Raw genomic sequence first — 17,064 nt, forward strand, 5'->3', positions numbered from 1 at the left:
CCGCCACCGGCCACTGCCGCCGAGCTGATGGGCAGGCCAGGGGACAACGGGTGCTGGGTGGAGCGCCGCGTTTCGAAAGCCCGGCAGGCGCTGCAGCGCGGCCTGCTGTGGCTGCTGCTGGCCCTTGCAGTGCCGGCGGCAGCGCAGGAGGGGGCACCGCCACTGCGCGACTACGCCATCGATGTGTGGACCTCGCGCAACGGCCTGCCACACAACTCGCTGCGCGACATCGCGCAGACCCCCGAAGGCCACCTGTGGTTCGCCACCTGGGAAGGCCTGGTGCGCTACAACGGCCTCGATTTCACCGTGTTCGACCGCAGCACCCGCCCGGGGCTGCGCGACAACGGCATCGGCGCGCTGTTCGTCGACCGCCAGGGCGGATTGTGGATCAGTGATTCGCGCGGCAACGTCAGCCACCGCGGCAACGACGGCCAGTGGCGTGTCTGGGAGCACCAGGCCGATACCCCGCAGGTACTGATCCAGTCCATGCAGATGGACAGCCAGGGCCGCCTGTGGCTGCTGTATGAAGGCAAGGGCATCGGCTATCTGACGCCGGACACCGGCATCGTCTACCAGGCCCCGGCCGCCGACCTGCCGATGGCGATGAGCTTCACCAAGCTGGTGGTCGATGCGCAGGACCGGGTGTGGGTCGGCACGCTTGACGGGCTGGTGCTGCGCGACAACGACGGCGTGCTCAAGCGCGCGCCCGCCGCGTGGGGCCTGGGGGCCGGCACCGGCCTGTCATGGCCGTACCGGGCTCCGGATGGCGCGCTGTGGATCGTCGCTGGCGAGCGCCTGTACCGCGTGGAGGATGATCAGCTGGTGCTTGTGCACCGGTTGCCGGGACAGCTGCACATGACCTCGATGCTGCAGGACCGGCACGGCGACCTGTGGCTGGGAACCGAGAACCAGGGCCTTCTGCGGATCTCGGCGCATGGTCTGGAACGATTGCCGGCCGGCCTGAACCTGCCAGGCGGGCGCGTGGTCAGTCTGCGCGAGGATGCCGAAGGCAGCATCTGGGTGGGGGCCAACGGTGGCCTGTACCGCCTGCGCGAAACGCTGTTCAGCAGCTACACCGAGCGCGATGGCCTCAGTGGCGACTATGTGCGCACCGTGTTCGAGGACCGCGACCGCCAGCTGTGGGTCGGCAGTGCCAGCGGCCTCGACCTGCAGACGCCTGATGGCCGCTTCCGCGCGGTTCCCCTGCACAACCGCGGTGGCAAGGCGCCATCGGTATTGAGCCTGGCGCAGGGGCCGGACGGCGACCTGTGGGTCGGTACGTTCGGCGATGGCGTTTACCGGCTGGGCCGCGATGGCAGTCTCCGCCACAACTATGCGGCGGCCGACGGCATGCCGGGTGGCAACATCCGCGCGATCAGTGTCGACCCGCGGGGCAGGGTCTGGGCGGGTACGCAGAAGGGCGTCGTCCGCATCGATGGCGACCGCGTGCAGGTATCAAACATGGTGGGCATGCCCAGTGGCCTGATCACCGCGCTCGAGCACGATCATCAGGGCAACCTGTGGATCGGCACCATCGAGGGAATCCGCGTACTGCGCGGCGACCACGTGCAGTCGATCGACCTGGCGCCGCTGGGTGGCGGCCGCAGTGTGTTCGGCTTCCATCAGCTGGGCGATGCGATGTGGATCAGCAGCGACCGTGGCCTGTACCGCTGGCGGAACGGCACGCTGGCGCGGGTGGGGCTGGAGCAGGGCATGCCGGTGGATGCGGTGTTCCAGCTGGTGCCGGACCGCCTGGGCAATGTGTGGATCAGCAGCAACCGCGGCGTGCTGCGCACCGACATGGCCACCCTCAACGCCGTGGCCGATGGCCGCGCACCGCGCGTAGTGGTGGAGCGCTACAACGAGATCGACGGCATGGCCAACGCACAGGCCAACGGCAGCTCCGGACCATCGGCGATCCTGCGCCAGGACGGCACGTTCTGGGTGGTCACCGCCGGTGGCCTGAGCACCGTCGACCCGCAGCGCCTGCAGCGCTTCCGTGAGCGCCCATCACCGCCGGCAGCGATCGAGAGCGTGCAGGTGGATGGCGCACCCGTGCATTGGGAAGGCCCTGATCGCAACTACATCCCCGGCGGCCGACGTCTGGCGGTGAGCTATGTGGGCCTGAGCTACCTGATGTCCGACCGGATCCGCTACCGCACGCGGCTTGATGGCCTGGATGCGGGCTGGGTCGAGCGTGGCCCGCAGCGCAGTGTCGAGTTCGTCGGCCTGCCGCCGGGTGACTACACCCTGCACGTGTCGGCGGCGCATCCAGGCGGGGCCTGGGGCCAGCAGGAAGCCGTATGGAGCTTCACGGTGGAGCCGTTCTGGTGGCAGCGCCGCAGCGTGCAGCTGCTGGGCGGGCTGTTGCTGCTGGCCGGGCTGGTTGTGCTGTACCGCCTGCTGCTGCAGCAGCTGAAGGCCAGCAATCTGCGCCTGGCACGGCGGGTGGATGAAGCCACCTTTGACCTGCAGGCCAAGACCGTGCACCTGCAGGCGCTGAACCAGGAAAAGACCGAACTGGCCGAGCGCCTGGCACGCCAGGCCGAGGCATTCGAACGGCAGGCCCGCGAGGATGCGCTGACCGGCCTGGCCAACCGCCGTGCCTTCGATGAAACCCTGGCCCGCGACTTCGCGCGTTCGCAGCGCAGTGGCCACCCGCTGTGCCTGGTGGTGCTGGATATCGACCACTTCAAGGACGTCAACGACCGCCACAGCCACAGCATCGGCGACGCCGTGCTGGTGCAGGTGGCGCGGTTGATCGCCGCCGCCAGCCGCGACTCGGACCTGCCCGCGCGCACCGGAGGCGAGGAGTTCGCGCTGCTGCTCAACGACACCCGCCTGGAAGAAGCCGCGCAGCTGTGCGCGCGCCTGCGCGGCCTGTTCCATGACCACCCCGACTGGGCCGGCGTGGCGGGCCTGCGCGTGACCTTCAGTGCAGGGCTGGTGGAACTGGATGCCGATGACCGCACCCCGGCGCTGCTGTACCAGCGCGCCGACCGTGCGCTGTACCGCGCCAAGAGCGACGGCCGCGACCGCACGAGCATCGGTTGATCACATCCACGCGTGGCGTGGATCTACTGGAGTGCCGTACCAACTGGCGGTGCCGACCAATGGTCGGCACCCACCAAAGAAGTGACCCACCACAGAGGTCGTCGGCAGCCCCCCAACGAGCGCAGCGACCCGCTGTTGCTCCTGCTTTTCTGATCTTTCCGTGGCGCCCAGCAACCCGTCCGGCCCAACCGATGATTCGCTTCACGCCACGAGGGGCTCCGCCGTTGGCTGCGTTACCGCGGCCAGGCGTTGGCGATGGTGCAGAACAGCCGCGCGGTCTGCTCGGTGTCATACACCGCGCTGTGCGCTTCGTTCGCATCCCAGCCCAGCCCGGCAGCCGTGGCTGCACGCGCCAGCACCGTCTGCCCGTAGGCGATGCCGGCCAGGGTCACTGTGTCGAACACGCTGAACGGATGGAACGGATTGCGCTTGTGGCCGGTCCGGGCCACGGCGGCGTTGACGAAGCCCAGGTCGAAATGAGCGTTGTGGCCGACCAGGATCGCGCGCTGGCAGCCGTACTTCTTCATCGCCGCACGCACCGGGGTGAAAATGTGGTCCAGTGCGGCCTTCTCTTCCTTGGCCAGCCGGAACGGGTGGTCGAGGATGATGCCGGTCACTTCCAGCGACTTCGGGTCGATCTCCAGGCCCTCGGCCGGGACCACGTGGGCACTGGCGGTCTGGCCGGGGTAGAGCAGGCCGTTCTCGTCCATCTCGATCGGCACGGCGGCGATTTCCAGCAGCGCGTTGCGCTGGCTGTCGAAACCGCCGGTTTCCACGTCCACCACCACCGGCAGGAAGCCGCGGAAGCGTTGCGACATCGCGCGCTGCGCCTGGGGTACTGCGGAATCGGGAGCGGCGGCAGGTGCGGGAGTGGGGTCAGTCATGCGTGAATTCTAGCAGAGCGATCCTGAGCGCCCGGCTGGCCCGCGATGCACGGGATGCCTGCGTGGGGGTGTGTCGACCAAGTTCGACACCTGCCGGTGCACCGCACGCTCAGGATCCCGGTAGGTGCCAACCTTGGTTGGCACACGGTGCACCGACCAGGGGAGGCGCCTACCGAACCGCAGGCCGCGCCACCATGCCCGACGCGGACCAACGCGCCAGCCACGCATCCACGCTCAGCCTGCCGGGCACCGCACGCTCAGGGTTCCGGTAGGTGCCAACCTTGGTTGGCACGGTGTGCGCCGACCAAGGTCGGCATCTACCGGACTGCTGGCCGCACAGGCGTGGCCGAGGGAGACCAACGCGCCAGCCACGCATCCACGCTCAGCCTGCCGGCACCGGTGAACAGCAGCGGCAGCAGCATCGCCATGAACAGTACCGGCAGCTTGAAGTTGCCAAAGCCCTGGTCACTGATGGCATATCCCATGGCGAGGTCGCCCAGCGAATGCCATTCCATCGGCCAATGCACTGCATACGTCGCCACCACGGTCAGCACCAGCAGGCTGGCGGCGGCAAAACGGGTGCCGAAGCCGACCAGCAGGCAGGCCGCACCGATCAGTTCGAACCAGGTGGCGAGTTGCCAGTTCAGGCCGGCCGGCAGCTGGTCGAACGGGAACGGGAAGGCGTCCTGCAGGTCGGCAAACCAGTTCTGGCCGTGCAGCTTCTCGCGGCCGGATTCGAAGAATTCCCAGGCCAGCAGCAGGCGCAGGCCGAGCGGGGCCAACCAGGGGGCGAGACGGTCCAGCTGGCCGCGCGCGGCGGCCAGGAGCGGAAGGTTCATCGATGGATCTCCGGTGGAAGGGGCGTCAGGGTGGGGATGCAAGCGGGCCGATCACACCGGCCTGCAGGAGCTGCTGCAGCAGCGCGGCACCGGGTTCGGCCAGCGCATCCTCGGCCAGCCCATGTGCAGCAGCCAGCTGCTGCAGGTAGATATGCCCTTCCTGGCCAGGCTGTTCACCGATGCTGGACAGCAGGTACACCGCCAGCGGGCTGAGCGTGGCGAACCGCACCTCGCCGTCGGCATCGCGGCGCACAAGAAGGCCCGTCGGATCGGCCGGTGGCTCGGTCGGTGCATCCTCGGCGCCGAGGCGGTGCACCGGCCACTGGTACAGCAGCGGCCACGCCAGCGGCGAGCGCTGCAGCGGCACCCGCAGCGGGTCGATGCCGCCAGGCGCAGGAAGTGGCTCGGCCTGCAGCTGGTACAGCGCGGTTTCCACCCACTCGTAGTGGGCCAGCTCGGCCAGCGCCGGGTGTGGCAGCTGCGGCTGCGCCTGCAGCCATTGCACGAACTCAGCGGCCAGTTCGGTGAACAGCGGGGTCTGGCAGCGGTGCATGCTGAAGTAGTGGCGGACCAGCGCGCTCCAGGTCGGTTCACCGAGCAGGCGCACGCAGACCGGGAAGCCGTTGCTCAACAGACCGAGCAGGTTGTTGAACAGCAGCCGCTGGTACACCGCCACGCGGCGCGGTTCGAGTCCGGCGGGTGAGGCCACCGCCTGTGGATCGCGCAGGTGTGCGGTGAACGCGTGCTGCTGCGCACGCAGCGTGGCGGGGGCATCAGCCATGCAGGGCCTCCGCGTGCGCGGCCTGCAGGCGGCGGATGGTCTGCAGTTCGCCGCGCAGTTCGGCGTAGGGTGGGAAATTGAAATCGCGCTCGAGCAGGGTGGGGCGAGCGCCGATGCGCGCATAGGTGCGTGCCAGCAGCTCCCAGACCGGGTCGATCACCGCACTGCCATGGGTATCGATTTTCAGGTCCGGCGCTTCATCCAGGTGCCCGGCCACGTGCAGGCAGACGATGCGGTCTGCGGGCAGGCCGGCGATGAACGCGTCGGCGTCGTAACCGTGGTTGCAGGCATTGACGTAGACGTTGTTGACGTCCAGCAGCAGATCGCAGTCGGCCTCGGCGAGCACGGCATTGGTGAAGGCCAGTTCGTCCATCGCCGGCTCCGGCGCCAGGTAATAGGACACGTTCTCCACCGCGACGCGGCGGCCCAGCAGATCCTGCACCTGACGGATGCGTGCGGCGGTGTGGCGCACTGCTTCATCGGTGAACGGAATCGGCAGCAGGTCGTACAGGTGGCCGTCGTCGCTGCAGTAGCTCAGGTGTTCGCTGTACAGCGGCACGCGGTGCATCTCCAGGAACTGGCCGACCTGCTCCAGCAGCCGGGTATCCAGCGGCGCACTACCGCCCAGCGACAGGGACAGGCCGTGGCAGCTGAGCGGATGGCGCTGTGCCAGCTCGGCCAGCGCATCCCCGGCGGGGCCGCCGACATTGATCCAGTTTTCCGGCGCGCATTCGAGGAAATCGAAGTCGTCCGCCGGTGCATCACGCAGGTCCTGCAGCAGCGCCCGGCGCAGCCCCAACCCGGCGGCCGCCGCACGAAGCGGCGACCGCGGGTTGACGGCGCTGGCGCGGACCTCAGTGCTTGCCACCGCACTTGCCTTCGCCACACTTGCCTTCGGCCGCCTTCTTGTCGCCGGTCTTGGCCTTGGCGCCAGCGGCCGCACCGGCAGCCTTGCCCTTGTCAGCACCGCACTTGCCTTCGGCGGTCTTGCCGTCGGCACCACACTTGCCTTCGGCATGCTTGGTCGCGTCAGCGGCCATCCTGGTGTCGGCGGCCTTGGCGTCGGTACTGGCCTTGGCTGCCTGTCCGGCCACCAGGTAGCCTTGGGCGAGGTCGCTCATGCTCAGGGCCGAGGCACTGGCGGTCATGCCCAGGCCGGCGGCCAGGGCGGTAGCAGTCAGCAGGGACAGGGTCTTGTTGGAACTGCTCATCGGTCTTACTCCTGGGTGGTGGGCAGGTGCCCGGGGTGAATCGATGGTGCAGCGATCCTACTCAACGAATCCTCGCCAAGAACTCAAATTTTCGTGAGATTTGTTACAGAAGCGGAGAACGGTAGCCGCGGCAGCGCATCCACGCCACGCGCGGCCCGGTAGATCCACGCCATGCGTGGATGAATTCACGGAGAAACCCAAAAAAGAAGGCCGCTGTCACCAGGACAGCGGCCACCTTGGAGTCGACTCCGGTGTTGCAGTGCAGCGTCAGGGCTGGCCGGTGCTGGAGGTCTCGTCGCGCTTCTCGCGCGGCGGCAGCGGCTGCTCGCCGTGCACCAGGAACCACACGTTCTCGGCGATGTTGGTGGCGTGGTCACCCACGCGCTCCAGGTTCTTGGCCATGAACAGCAGGTGCGTGCACGGGGTGATGTTGCGCGGGTCTTCCATCATGTAGGTCAGCAGCTCGCGGAACAGCGCGGTGTACTGCGCGTCCAGGCGGGCGTCGTCCTCGCGCAGTTCCAGCGCGGCGTCGGCGTCGTTGTCGCGGTAGGCGGCAATGGCGCGGCGCACCTGCTGCGCGGCCAGGCGGCCCAGCGCACGCAGGCCCTGGATCTGCGGCAGCGGCGGCACCTTGCCCAGCGCGATCGAACGCTTGGCCACGTTCGCTGCATAGTCGCCGATGCGTTCGATGTCGGCCGGGATGCGCAGGCCGGCCAGGATCTCGCGCAGGTCGCGCGCCATCGGCCCACGCAGCGCCAGACGCATCACGTCATGGCTGATCTGCTGCTCAAGCGCATCGATCGCTTCGTCGTTGGCGATGATGCGATGGGCGGCGTTCTCGTCGCGCTTCTCGATCACGTCCATCGCCGCTTCGAGCTGGGCGACGGCCATCTCGCCCATGCGCACGATTTCGGCCACCAGGCGCTGCTGCTCTTCGTCGTAGCTCTTGACGATGTGGTCGTTGGGAAGGTTCATGGTCTGCAATCCGGGTAGAGCCAGGCCATGCCTGGCTGGGACATATGGCGAAGAAACAGCGTCGATCAGCCGAAGCGACCGGTGATGTAGTCCTCGGTCTGCCGCTGCGACGGCTGCGAGAAGATCACTTCGGTGCGGTCGTGCTCGATCAGGTCGCCCAGGTACATGAAGGCGGTGTAGTCGGACACGCGCGCGGCCTGCTGCATGTTGTGGGTGACGATGACGATGGTGTACTCGTGCTTGAGCTCTTCCACCAGCTGTTCGATGCGGCTGGTCGAGATCGGGTCCAGCGCCGAGGTCGGCTCGTCCAGCAGCAGCACCGACGGGCGCAGGGCCACGGCGCGGGCGATGCACAGGCGCTGCTGCTGGCCACCGGACAGGCCCAGTGCGCTCTGCCCCAGCTTGTCCTTCACTTCGTCCCACAGTGCGCCCTGGCGCAGCGCCTGCTCGACGCGGTCGGCCATGTCGGCCTTGCTCAGCTTCTCGTGGTGGCGGATGCCGTAGGCCACGTTCTCGAAGATGGTCATCGGGAACGGCACCGGCTTCTGGAACACCATGCCGACCTTGCTGCGCAGGCGGTTCATCGGGTACTTCGGCGACAGGATGTTCTCGCCGTCCAGCAGCACTTCACCGCGCGCTTCCAGCTTCGGGTACAGCGCGTAGATGCGGTTGAAGATGCGCAGCAGGGTCGACTTGCCGCAACCGGAGGGACCGATCAGCGCGGTCACGCGCTTTTCCGGAATCTCCAGGTTGATGCCCTTCAGGGCGTGGAACTTGTCGTAGTAGAAGTCCAGTCCACGCGCAGCCAGCTTCACCGGCGACGGCGTGTGCAGGCTCTCGTGCGAGGACGGCACGGCGATGCGCTGCATCGGCACGGCGTTGGAAAGGTCGTTCATGGCGTTATCCACGGAAAGGTCAGTCATGGGAGATACGGTTGCGCAGCAGGATGCCGCGGGCGGCAAGGCTGACCAGCAACACGAAGACAGTCAGCACCAGGGCACCGGCCCAGGCCAGAACCTGCCAGGATTCATACGGGCTGCCGGCGAACTGGTTCATCACCACCGGCACCGAGGCCATCGGCTGGAAGATGTTGTTGTTCCAGTACTGGTTGCCGAAGGCGGTGAACAGCAGCGGCGCGGTTTCGCCGGAGATGCGGGCCAGCGCCAGCAGGATGCCGGTGATGATGCCGGCCGAGGCACTGCGGTACAGCACCTGCACGATCACCTTCCACTGCGGGATGCCCAGCGACAGGGCCGCCTCACGCATCTGCGAGGGCACCAGGCGCAGCATCTCGTCGGTGGTGCGCACCACCACCGGCAGCACGATGAAGGCCAGCGACAGGGCACCGGCAAACGCCGAGAAGTTGCCGCCGGTCTGCATCACGTACAGGGTGTAGACGAACAGGCCCAGCACGATGGACGGGGCCGACAGCAGGATGTCGTTGACGAAGCGGACCACGGTGCCGGCCTTGCGGGCGTTGCCGTACTCGGCCAGCCAGGTGCCGGCCAGCACGCCCAGCGGGGTGCCGATGCCGATCGCCAGCGCGCACATCACGGCACTGCCGAAGAAGGCGTTGGCGAGGCCGCCTTCCTGCATCGGCGGCGGCGTCATCTTGGTGAAGAGATCCCAGTTGATGCCGGCCAGGCCCTTGGAGGCCAGGGTGAACAGGATCCAGCCCAGGAAGAACAGGCCGAACAGCGCAGTGGCGCAGGAGGCGGTGATCGCAACGACATTGCCGATGCGGCGGCGCAGGTACAACGAATCAGCGGTGGTGGACATCAGTTGCCCTCCTTGCGGGACAGGCGCATCAACATCAGGCGGGCGATGGCCAGCACCACGAAGGTGACGATGAACAGAACGAAGCCGAGCAGCAGCAGGGCCGAGCGGTAGGTTTCAGTGGCTTCGCCGAAATCGTTGGCGATCAGCGCGGCGATGGTGGTGCCCGGTTCCAGCAGCGACGGCGACAGGCGCACGCTGTTGCCGATCACGAAGGCCACCGCCATCGTCTCGCCCAGGGCGCGGCCGAGGCCGAGGAAAATGCCGCCGATCACCGCCGAGCGGGTGTAGGGCAGCACGATGTCCCAGCTCACTTCCCACTTGGTGGAACCCAGCGCATAGGCCGATTCCTTCAGGCGGGTCGGCACGGTCAGGAACACTTCGCGCATCACCGAGGAGATGAACGGAATGACCATGATGGCCAGCACGAAACCGGCGGTGAGCATGCCGATGCCGAGCGGCGGGCCCTGGAACATCGGGCCGATGATCGGCCATTCGCCCAGGGTTTCGTTGAGGAACGGGGTGACGTACTCGGTCATCACCGGCACCAGCACGAACAGGCCCCACATGCCGTAGATGATCGAGGGAATGCCGGCCAGCAGTTCGATGGCGGTACCGACCGGGCCACGCAGCCAGCGCGGGGCGACTTCGGTGAGGAAGAAGGCGATGCCGAAGCTGACCGGCACGGCGATGACCATCGCGATGAGCGCGGTGACCAGGGTGCCGTAGATCGGGGCGAGGGCGCCGAACTTGTTTTCGACCGGATTCCAGTCGGCGGAGAAGAAGAAGCTCAGGCCCTGCATCTGCAGGGCATGGCGGCCGCCCCACAGCATCGACAGCGCGGCGCAGGCCAGGGCGATCAGGACGAAGATGACGGTGCCGACCAGCACCCATCGGAACAGTTTGTCGTTGCGGGCATCACGCGCATCACGCGTGGACGGGGCGGCTACAGGCTGGGCGATGGCATTCATGGGGACGGCAGGGCCAGGAAGGGGCGGGGCGGCACGGCGTGGAAGCGGCGGTGCCCGCGCGGGGCGGGCACCGTCGTGTCCATCACTTCAGGTCGGACGCCCAGTAGGCCTCGATCTGCTTGACCAGTTCGGCCGGCAGCGGCACGTAGTGCAGCTCGTTGGCCTGGGCCTGGCCGTTTTCGAAGGCCCACTTGAAGAAGGCCAGGGTGTCCTGGTTGCGCTTGGCGTCCTTCGGCTGCTTCTGCATGAGCATGAAGTTGGTGGCGGTGATCGGCCACGCCTGCTCGCCCGGGGCGTTGGTGATGACCAGGTTGAAGTCCTTGGCGCTGGCCCAGTCGGCGCTGGCGGCCGCAGCGGCGAAGGTTTCCGCGCTCGGCTCGACCCAGTTGCCGGCGGCGTTCTGCATGGCGGTGTACGGCATGCCGTTCTGCAGCGCGTAGGCCAGTTCGACGTAGCCGATCGAGCCCTTGATCTGCTTCACGTAGGAAGCGACGCCTTCATTGCCCTTGCCACCCACTCCGTCCGGCCACTGCACCGAGGTGCCCTCGCCAACCTTGCTCTTCCACTCCGGGCTGACCTTGGACAGGTAGTTGGAGAAGTTGAAGGTGGTGCCCGAACCGTCCGAACGGTGGACCAGGGTGATCTTGCCGTCCGGCAGCTTCACGCCCGGGTTGGCGGCGACGATGGCCGGGTCGTTCCAGGTCTTGACCTTGCCCAGGAAGATGTCGGCCAGCAGGGCGCCGCTCAGGCGCAGCTTGCCGGCTTCCAGGCCTTCGATGTTGACCACCGGCACCACGCCGCCGATGGCGGACGGGAACTGCGCCAAGCCGGCCTGGGCCAGCTCTTCGCTGCTCAGCGGCTTGTCGGAGGAACCGAAGTCGACGGTGCCGGCCTTGATCTGGGCGATACCGCCGCCCGAGCCGATCGACTGGTAGTTGATCTTGGCGCCGGTGCTGGTGTTGTAGTCAGCCGACCACTTGGAGACCAGCGGGAAGATGAAGGACGCGCCCGCGCCGGACACTTCGGCGGTCACCTTGGCACCGGCAGCTGCCGGGGCAGCGGCACCGTCGGCAGCCGGCTGCTGCGCGGCCTGCTTGTCGCCACCGCAGGCCGACAGGCCCAGGGCGATGGCCAGGGAAAGGGCGGCAAGGCCGGCCGAGTGCAGTTTCATGGTCACTCCATAGCGGGGAAGAGCCGACGTGGTCGGCGGATGCGGCTATGAAATGATGTTTTTGTTACAGCCGTATTACGACCATGACAGAGGTGTCCTGGATCACGTTCTGACAAGGGTTTCACGGGGTTGGCGCCGATCCGGCAGGTGCCGGGAAACCCCCGATCTGCGCACCGATATGACGGTCGGTTGGCCCTTGTAGAGTCGAGCCATACTCGACTGCTCCCTGCCCTCGGTAGGTGCGGACCGTTGGTCCGCACGCTCCAGCACCCAGCCGAGCATGGGCTCGGCTCTACAAACGCTCCTGCCTTTGCTCCTGCCTTCCATGACCCCACCGCGCCCGCGATGAACTGTCCAGAGTCGGTGGGCCAGGCCGTGCAGGACCGTCCACGGCATGGATGCCGTGGCCGAGCCCCCAAGGGTGAGGGCGGTTTGCCTGCGAGGCACTGCCTCGCAAGCGCCCGAACGCACAGCCGCCAGCGGCTGGGCCGGACCGCGGAGCGGGGTTTACGGCGTGTCCCGGGCTGGGCCCTGCGCCGACTCCGGGCAGTAGATTGGAAGCGCAGCGCTCTTCACGATCAACCCCCAAAAACAAGAAGAGCGCGAGATCTCGAGGATCTCGCGCCCGGGTGGGATCGGCGGGGGAGAGAGGACCCGCCGACCCCGTTCCTGCGGGGGGAACGCTTACTTCAGGTTCTGCGACCAGTAGGTCTCGATCTGGCGGACCAGGCTGTCCGGCAGCGGCACGTAGTCCAGCTGGCGGGCCTGGGCGTCGCCGCTCTTGTAGACCCAGCGGAAGAACTCCTGGGTGGCCTTGCCGTTGGCAGCGTTCTTCGGCTTCTTGTGCACCAGGATGAAGTTGGTGGCGGTGATCGGCCAGGACTCGGCGCCGGGGGCGTTGGTCATCACCAGGTAGAAGTCCTTGGCGCTGGCCCAGTCGGCGCTGGCAGCGGCGGCGGCGAACGACGCGTCGCTCGGCTGCACGAAGCGGCCGGCGGCATTCTTCATCGCGGTGTACGACAGCTTGTTCTGCAGCGCGTAGGACAGTTCGACGTAGCCGATGCCGCCCTTGATCTGCTTCACGTAGGCAGCAACGCCTTCGTTGCCCTTGCCGCCGATGCCGGCCGGCCACTGGACCGAGGTGCCTTCACCGACCGAGCTCTTCCACTCCGGGCTGACCTTGGACAGGTAGTTGACGAAGTTGAAGGTGGTGCCCGAGCCGTCCGAACGGTGCACGACGGTGATCTTGGCGCTCGGCAGGGTCACGCCCGGGTTCAGCGCGGCGATGGCCGGGTCGTTCCAGGTCTTGATCTTGCCCAGGAAGATGTTGGCCAGCACGGTGCCGTCCAGCTTCAGTGCGCCCGGGGCGATGCCGGCCACGTTGACCACCGGCACCACGCCGCCGATCACCGACGGGAACTGCGCCAGGCCCGAAGCGGCCAGTTCTTCCGGCTTCAGCGGGGCGTCGGAGGAGCCGAAATCAACGGTCTTGGCCTTGATCTGGGCGATACCACCGCCGGAGCCGATCGACTGGTAGTTGACCTTGTTGCTGGTGGCGGCGTTGTAGTCGGCCGACCACTTCGACATCACCGGGTAGATGAACGAGGCGCCCGCGCCGGTGATTTCAGCGGCGTTGGCGGCGAACACGGACGACGCTGCGAAGACGGCAACGGCAACGCGCGACTTGAAGGCGTGGATCACGGGGTGGCTCCTGGGTTGATTGGGATGCGGGGTTACCCGCCCGGCGCACATTCCATAACGGTTCGATGACAGCGCAGGGACCGTTGTATGACGCAACCGTTACAGCGCTGGCCGTTACAGCTGCGGCGGTGTCCGTGAAGGATTGGCGCGCGGTCGAGGGGCGGCAGGGGGGCGCGCCGCCCTCCTCTATATGTCGCTGTCGGAGCCTCCACGCTGGCGCGCACGCATCCCGGGAATGGGCATCCGGCAGCGATGCCATGTCCCGCACCGGGATGCATGGTGCCGCGTTGCGTGTTGAAGCGGATACATCACGCCATGTGCCGCAAGGCCTCGACACAGATGCCGGCGCAAATGCGTCGTCCGCATGACCGCACGAAGAAACCTGTGTTTGGTGCGCAGTTTGTCATTCGACTGTCATGGTTTTAACGGAACGTTCGCAAAACGCTTGACCGGCCTGCCGGCGTGGCGTTCTGCCCAAGCCATTCCAACCCTCTGGAGAGATCCAAAATGCGTTCCCATTTGCTCGCCGCCGCGGTCGTTGCAAGCCTCGGTCTGGTTTCCGCCGACGCCTTCGCAGCCCCCGCCAGCTCGGGCGTATCCCAGGCACAGCTGCAGCAGCTGCAGGCACAGATCGCCGCGCTGCAGGCCCAGGTCCAGCAGTTGCAGAACGATTCGCAGGCGCTGCAGGCGCAGTCCGACGCGCAGTCCGAAGTGAACATCACCCAGGCGCAGGCGCTGGAAGGTGCACAGAAGACCCAGACCAGCGTCGACAAGCTGGCCAAGCTGGTCAATGACAACAAGATCGGCGGTCGCATGTTCTTCGACCTGACCAACATCGACAAGACCAGCAACGGCAAGGACACCGCCGCCAGCGGCACCGGTCTGGACGTCAAGCGCTTCTACCTGACCGTCGACCACAAGTTCAACGACATCTGGTCGGCGAACCTGACCACCGACTTCCAGTACAGCTCGGCCATCGGCAACACCGAACTGTTCGTCAAGAAGGCCTACGTGCAGGGCAGCTTCGACCCGGCCTTCAACCTGCGCGTCGGTGCCGCCGACATGCCGTGGATCCCGTACGTCGAGAAGTTCTACGGCATGCGCTATGTCGAGAACACCCTGACCGACCGCCTGAAGTATGGCAACTCGTCCGACTGGGGCCTGCATGGCTTCGGCAACCTGGGCAACAACTTCAACTACGCCGTCTCGGTGGTGTCCGGCGCCGGCTACAAGAACCCGACCCGCAGCAAGGGCATGGACGTGGAAGGCCGCGTGGCCTACACCCCGAACGAGAACTTCGTGGTTGCCGTCGGCGGCTACAGCGGCAAGCTGGGCAAGGAAACCGACATCCAGAGTTCCGAGAACACCTACACCCGCGCCAACGCGATGGTGGCCTACGCCAGCAGCGACTTCCGCGTCGGTGGTGAGTACTTCCAGGCCAAGAACCTCAACAACGTGATGACCGTTGCCACCGACAAGTCCAGCGGCTGGTCGGTGTGGGGCAGCGTGCGCGTGACCGATGGCGGCATCAACGTGTTCGGTCGTTACGATGACACCGACGTCAGCAAGACCCTGGACCCGACCTTGAGCGACAAGTACTGGAACGTCGGCGTCGAGTTCCCGGTCATGAAGAACCTCAAGCTGTCGACCGTGTACAAGTACACGCACCTGGCCAACGCCGGCGACAAGAAGAACGACAAGACCAAGGAATTCGGCGTATGGGGCGACCTGTCGTTCTGATCTCCTGAAGCACGCTTGTCCTGAAACACAGACGGCGGGCCTCGTGCCCGCCGTCTTCGTTTGGTCACAACAGAGACTGCGTCATGCCTCGGCCGTGGTCTTTTCCTTGAACCGGCACAGATCGGCGATCACGCACCCCGGGCAATCCGGCTTGCGCGCCTTGCACACATAACGACCGTGCAGGATCAGCCAGTGATGCGCGTCGAGCAGGAACTCGGCGGGAATCACCTTCACCAGCTTGTCTTCCACGTCGCGCACATTCTTTCCCGGGGCGAGGCCGGTACGGTTGGAGACGCGGAAGATATGCGTGTCCACCGCCATCACCGGCTCGCCGAACGCGGTGTTGAGCACCACGTTGGCGGTCTTGCGGCCCACGCCCGGCAGCGCTTCCAGCGCATCGCGATCGCGCGGCACTTCACCACCATGCTTTTCCAGCAGGATCGCGCAGGTGGCGATCACGTTCTTGGCCTTGGCGTTGAACAGGCCGATGGTGGCGATGTACTGCTTCAGCCCGTCCTCGCCAAGCGCAAGGATCTTCGCCGGCGTGTTGGCGACCGGGAACAAACGGCGCGTGGCCTTGTTGACGCCGACGTCGGTGGCCTGCGCCGACAGCGCGACCGCCACCAGCAGCTCGAACGGCGAGCTGTACTCCAGTTCGGTCTTGGGGTGCGGATTGAGTTCACGCAGGCGGGTGAACATTTCCACCACGTCGGCGCGCGGCATCGTGCCGCCACGCAGCGCCGGGGCGCGTGGGGTCTTCTTCGTGGTGGCCATTACTGCTCCTTGCCGCTGGCGCGGGCCTTGGCCCGGGCGAGGATGGCGGCCGCCGCAGCGGGCAGGGCGGGCTTCACGTCCGGCGCCGGGGCCGGCGTGCGCCGCGCGTCGCGTTCGGCTTCCCGGCGGGCCAGTCGCACCGCACGGGCGCGGTAGCGTTCGCGTGCCGCCCAGGCGGCCTGAAGCTGCTGCTGGGCCTGCTGCAAGCGCTGCGGGAGTTCCGGGTGGCCGGGCAGCAACTGCGCGTCGTCGGCGCGGGCGACATAGTCCATCAGACCGGCCTGCAGGGCGCCATCGAGATCGTCTGCCTGGACCCGGACGAACAGCTGCGCGGGGTTGGGTCGGGATGCCATGGCGTCAGCGGTTCTGGAAGGCCGGCGGACGGCGCTGCAGGAAGGCGCTGGTTCCCTCGCGCATGTCCTCGGTGGCGAACAGCAGGCCGAACTGCGCGCTTTCGTATTCCAGCCCGGCTTCCAGGCTGCATTCGCCACCCACGTGCACCGCGTCCAGCAGGCCGCGCAGGGCCAGCGGCGCCGAGCGCGCCAGCTGGCGGGCGACGTCATTCACGCGATTGTCCAGCGCGTCGGCCGGCACCACCTCGTTGACAATCCCCAGTTCCAGCGCACGTGCGGCGTTGATCGGTGCACCCAGCAGGCAGAGCTCCAGGGTGGCGGCGCGGCCGCACAGGCGCAGCAGGCGCTGGCTGCCGCCGAAGCCGGGAATCAGGCCGAGATTGATTTCCGGTTGGCCGACTTTGGCGGTATCGGCGGCGATGCGCAGGTGGCAGGCCATGGCCAGTTCCAGGCCGCCACCCAAGGCAAAACCGTTCACGCGGGCGATGACCGGCTTGGGCATGCGCTCGATCTGGCGCATCAGGGCCTGGCCCAGCAGCGAGAAATCACGTCCCTGAACCGCGCTGAGTGTGTTCATCTCGGCAATGTCGGCGCCGGCCACGAACGCCTTCGGGCCAGCGCCGGTCAGCACCACCACGCGCACCCCCGGGTCTGCGGCGGCAGCACTGAAGGCCTCGGCCAGGGCCTGCAGGGTCGCGGCATTGAGGGCGTTGAGCTTGTCCGGGCGCTGGACGGTCACGGTGCGGATGGCGCCGTCGTCGGTGACAGCGATCAGGGCATCGGCCACGGGGAAACTCCTGGAACGTTAAAAAAAAGTGATATTGAACTCCGCGA

16 protein-coding genes are annotated in these 17,064 nt (G+C 67.0%); 2 read left to right on the forward strand and 14 right to left on the reverse strand.

Annotated features, from left to right (window positions below; translation table 11 throughout):
* Nucleotides 1-27: 27 nt before the first annotated feature.
* Nucleotides 28-3,054 carry a ligand-binding sensor domain-containing diguanylate cyclase gene (locus ACZK4H_RS07025; RefSeq protein ID WP_099551947.1) on the forward strand — a complete coding sequence of 1,009 codons (3,027 nt, stop codon included), beginning with the start codon at nucleotides 28-30 and terminating at the stop codon, nucleotides 3,052-3,054.
* 233 nt (nucleotides 3,055-3,287) lie between these two features.
* Here ACZK4H_RS07025 and rnt read toward each other — a convergent pair whose 3' ends face one another.
* The 11 genes from rnt to pstS (ACZK4H_RS07080) all read right to left on the reverse strand — a co-directional run bounded on the left by rnt (nucleotide 3,288) and on the right by pstS (ACZK4H_RS07080) (nucleotide 13,363).
* Nucleotides 3,288-3,938 (reverse strand): ribonuclease T, encoded by a 651-nt coding sequence (rnt, locus tag ACZK4H_RS07030; RefSeq protein WP_014036542.1) that lies wholly within the window; start codon nucleotides 3,936-3,938, stop codon nucleotides 3,288-3,290.
* Between the two features lie 317 nt (nucleotides 3,939-4,255).
* The gene (locus ACZK4H_RS07035) at nucleotides 4,256-4,777 is read right to left on the reverse strand and encodes an HvfX family Cu-binding RiPP maturation protein (protein ID WP_099551946.1); all 522 of its coding nucleotides are present in this window, start codon (nucleotides 4,775-4,777) and stop codon (nucleotides 4,256-4,258) included.
* A gap of 25 nt (nucleotides 4,778-4,802) precedes the next feature.
* Nucleotides 4,803-5,558 carry an HvfC family RiPP maturation protein gene (locus ACZK4H_RS07040; protein ID WP_099551945.1) on the reverse strand — a complete coding sequence of 252 codons (756 nt, stop codon included), beginning with the start codon at nucleotides 5,556-5,558 and terminating at the stop codon, nucleotides 4,803-4,805.
* Complete coding sequence (locus ACZK4H_RS07045) at nucleotides 5,551-6,426, reverse strand: HvfB family MNIO-type RiPP peptide maturase (RefSeq protein ID WP_099551944.1); 876 nt, start codon at nucleotides 6,424-6,426, stop codon at nucleotides 5,551-5,553. Before ACZK4H_RS07045 ends, ACZK4H_RS07040 begins: the two co-directional genes overlap by 8 nt.
* Nucleotides 6,413-6,769, reverse strand: coding sequence for a hypothetical protein (locus ACZK4H_RS07050; protein WP_099551943.1), 357 nt, complete (start codon nucleotides 6,767-6,769; stop codon nucleotides 6,413-6,415). Before ACZK4H_RS07050 ends, ACZK4H_RS07045 begins: the two co-directional genes overlap by 14 nt.
* Nucleotides 6,770-7,036: 267 nt before the next feature.
* Complete coding sequence (phoU, locus tag ACZK4H_RS07055) at nucleotides 7,037-7,744, reverse strand: phosphate signaling complex protein PhoU (RefSeq protein WP_014036547.1); 708 nt, start codon at nucleotides 7,742-7,744, stop codon at nucleotides 7,037-7,039.
* A gap of 65 nt (nucleotides 7,745-7,809) precedes the next feature.
* A complete protein-coding gene (gene pstB / locus ACZK4H_RS07060; RefSeq protein WP_005408788.1) occupies nucleotides 7,810-8,640 on the reverse strand; it encodes a phosphate ABC transporter ATP-binding protein PstB in 831 nt (276 codons plus the stop codon).
* A 19-nt stretch (nucleotides 8,641-8,659) separates the two neighbouring features.
* Complete coding sequence (gene pstA / locus ACZK4H_RS07065) at nucleotides 8,660-9,523, reverse strand: phosphate ABC transporter permease PstA (RefSeq protein ID WP_032127902.1); 864 nt, start codon at nucleotides 9,521-9,523, stop codon at nucleotides 8,660-8,662.
* Nucleotides 9,523-10,491 carry a phosphate ABC transporter permease subunit PstC gene (gene pstC, locus ACZK4H_RS07070; protein ID WP_008267250.1) on the reverse strand — a complete coding sequence of 323 codons (969 nt, stop codon included), beginning with the start codon at nucleotides 10,489-10,491 and terminating at the stop codon, nucleotides 9,523-9,525. The genes pstA and pstC overlap by 1 nt, the downstream gene beginning before the upstream one ends.
* Before the next feature lie 82 nt (nucleotides 10,492-10,573).
* Complete coding sequence (gene pstS, locus ACZK4H_RS07075) at nucleotides 10,574-11,662, reverse strand: phosphate ABC transporter substrate-binding protein PstS (RefSeq protein ID WP_099552602.1); 1,089 nt, start codon at nucleotides 11,660-11,662, stop codon at nucleotides 10,574-10,576.
* 684 nt (nucleotides 11,663-12,346) lie between these two features.
* The gene (pstS, locus tag ACZK4H_RS07080) at nucleotides 12,347-13,363 is read right to left on the reverse strand and encodes a phosphate ABC transporter substrate-binding protein PstS (RefSeq protein WP_014646540.1); all 1,017 of its coding nucleotides are present in this window, start codon (nucleotides 13,361-13,363) and stop codon (nucleotides 12,347-12,349) included.
* A gap of 507 nt (nucleotides 13,364-13,870) precedes the next feature.
* Between pstS (ACZK4H_RS07080) and ACZK4H_RS07085 the strand changes: the two genes are divergently transcribed.
* The gene (locus ACZK4H_RS07085) at nucleotides 13,871-15,103 is read left to right on the forward strand and encodes a porin (protein ID WP_099552603.1); all 1,233 of its coding nucleotides are present in this window, start codon (nucleotides 13,871-13,873) and stop codon (nucleotides 15,101-15,103) included.
* An 81-nt stretch (nucleotides 15,104-15,184) separates the two neighbouring features.
* On the opposite strand, the gene nth is transcribed toward ACZK4H_RS07085, so the two are convergent.
* From nth to ACZK4H_RS07100, 3 genes are read right to left on the reverse strand one after another with little or no spacing between them, the layout of a single operon-like run.
* A complete protein-coding gene (gene nth, locus ACZK4H_RS07090; RefSeq protein ID WP_099552604.1) occupies nucleotides 15,185-15,877 on the reverse strand; it encodes an endonuclease III in 693 nt (230 codons plus the stop codon).
* Nucleotides 15,877-16,230 (reverse strand): hypothetical protein, encoded by a 354-nt coding sequence (locus ACZK4H_RS07095; protein WP_099603912.1) that lies wholly within the window; start codon nucleotides 16,228-16,230, stop codon nucleotides 15,877-15,879. The genes nth and ACZK4H_RS07095 overlap by 1 nt, the downstream gene beginning before the upstream one ends.
* Before the next feature lie 4 nt (nucleotides 16,231-16,234).
* Nucleotides 16,235-17,017, reverse strand: a complete 783-nt coding sequence (locus tag ACZK4H_RS07100) for an enoyl-CoA hydratase/isomerase family protein (protein ID WP_099552606.1) — start codon at nucleotides 17,015-17,017, stop codon at nucleotides 16,235-16,237.
* Between the last annotated feature and the right edge of the window lie 47 nt (nucleotides 17,018-17,064).

It is taken from the genome of Stenotrophomonas sp. 78350_Sma (assembly GCF_056482105.1).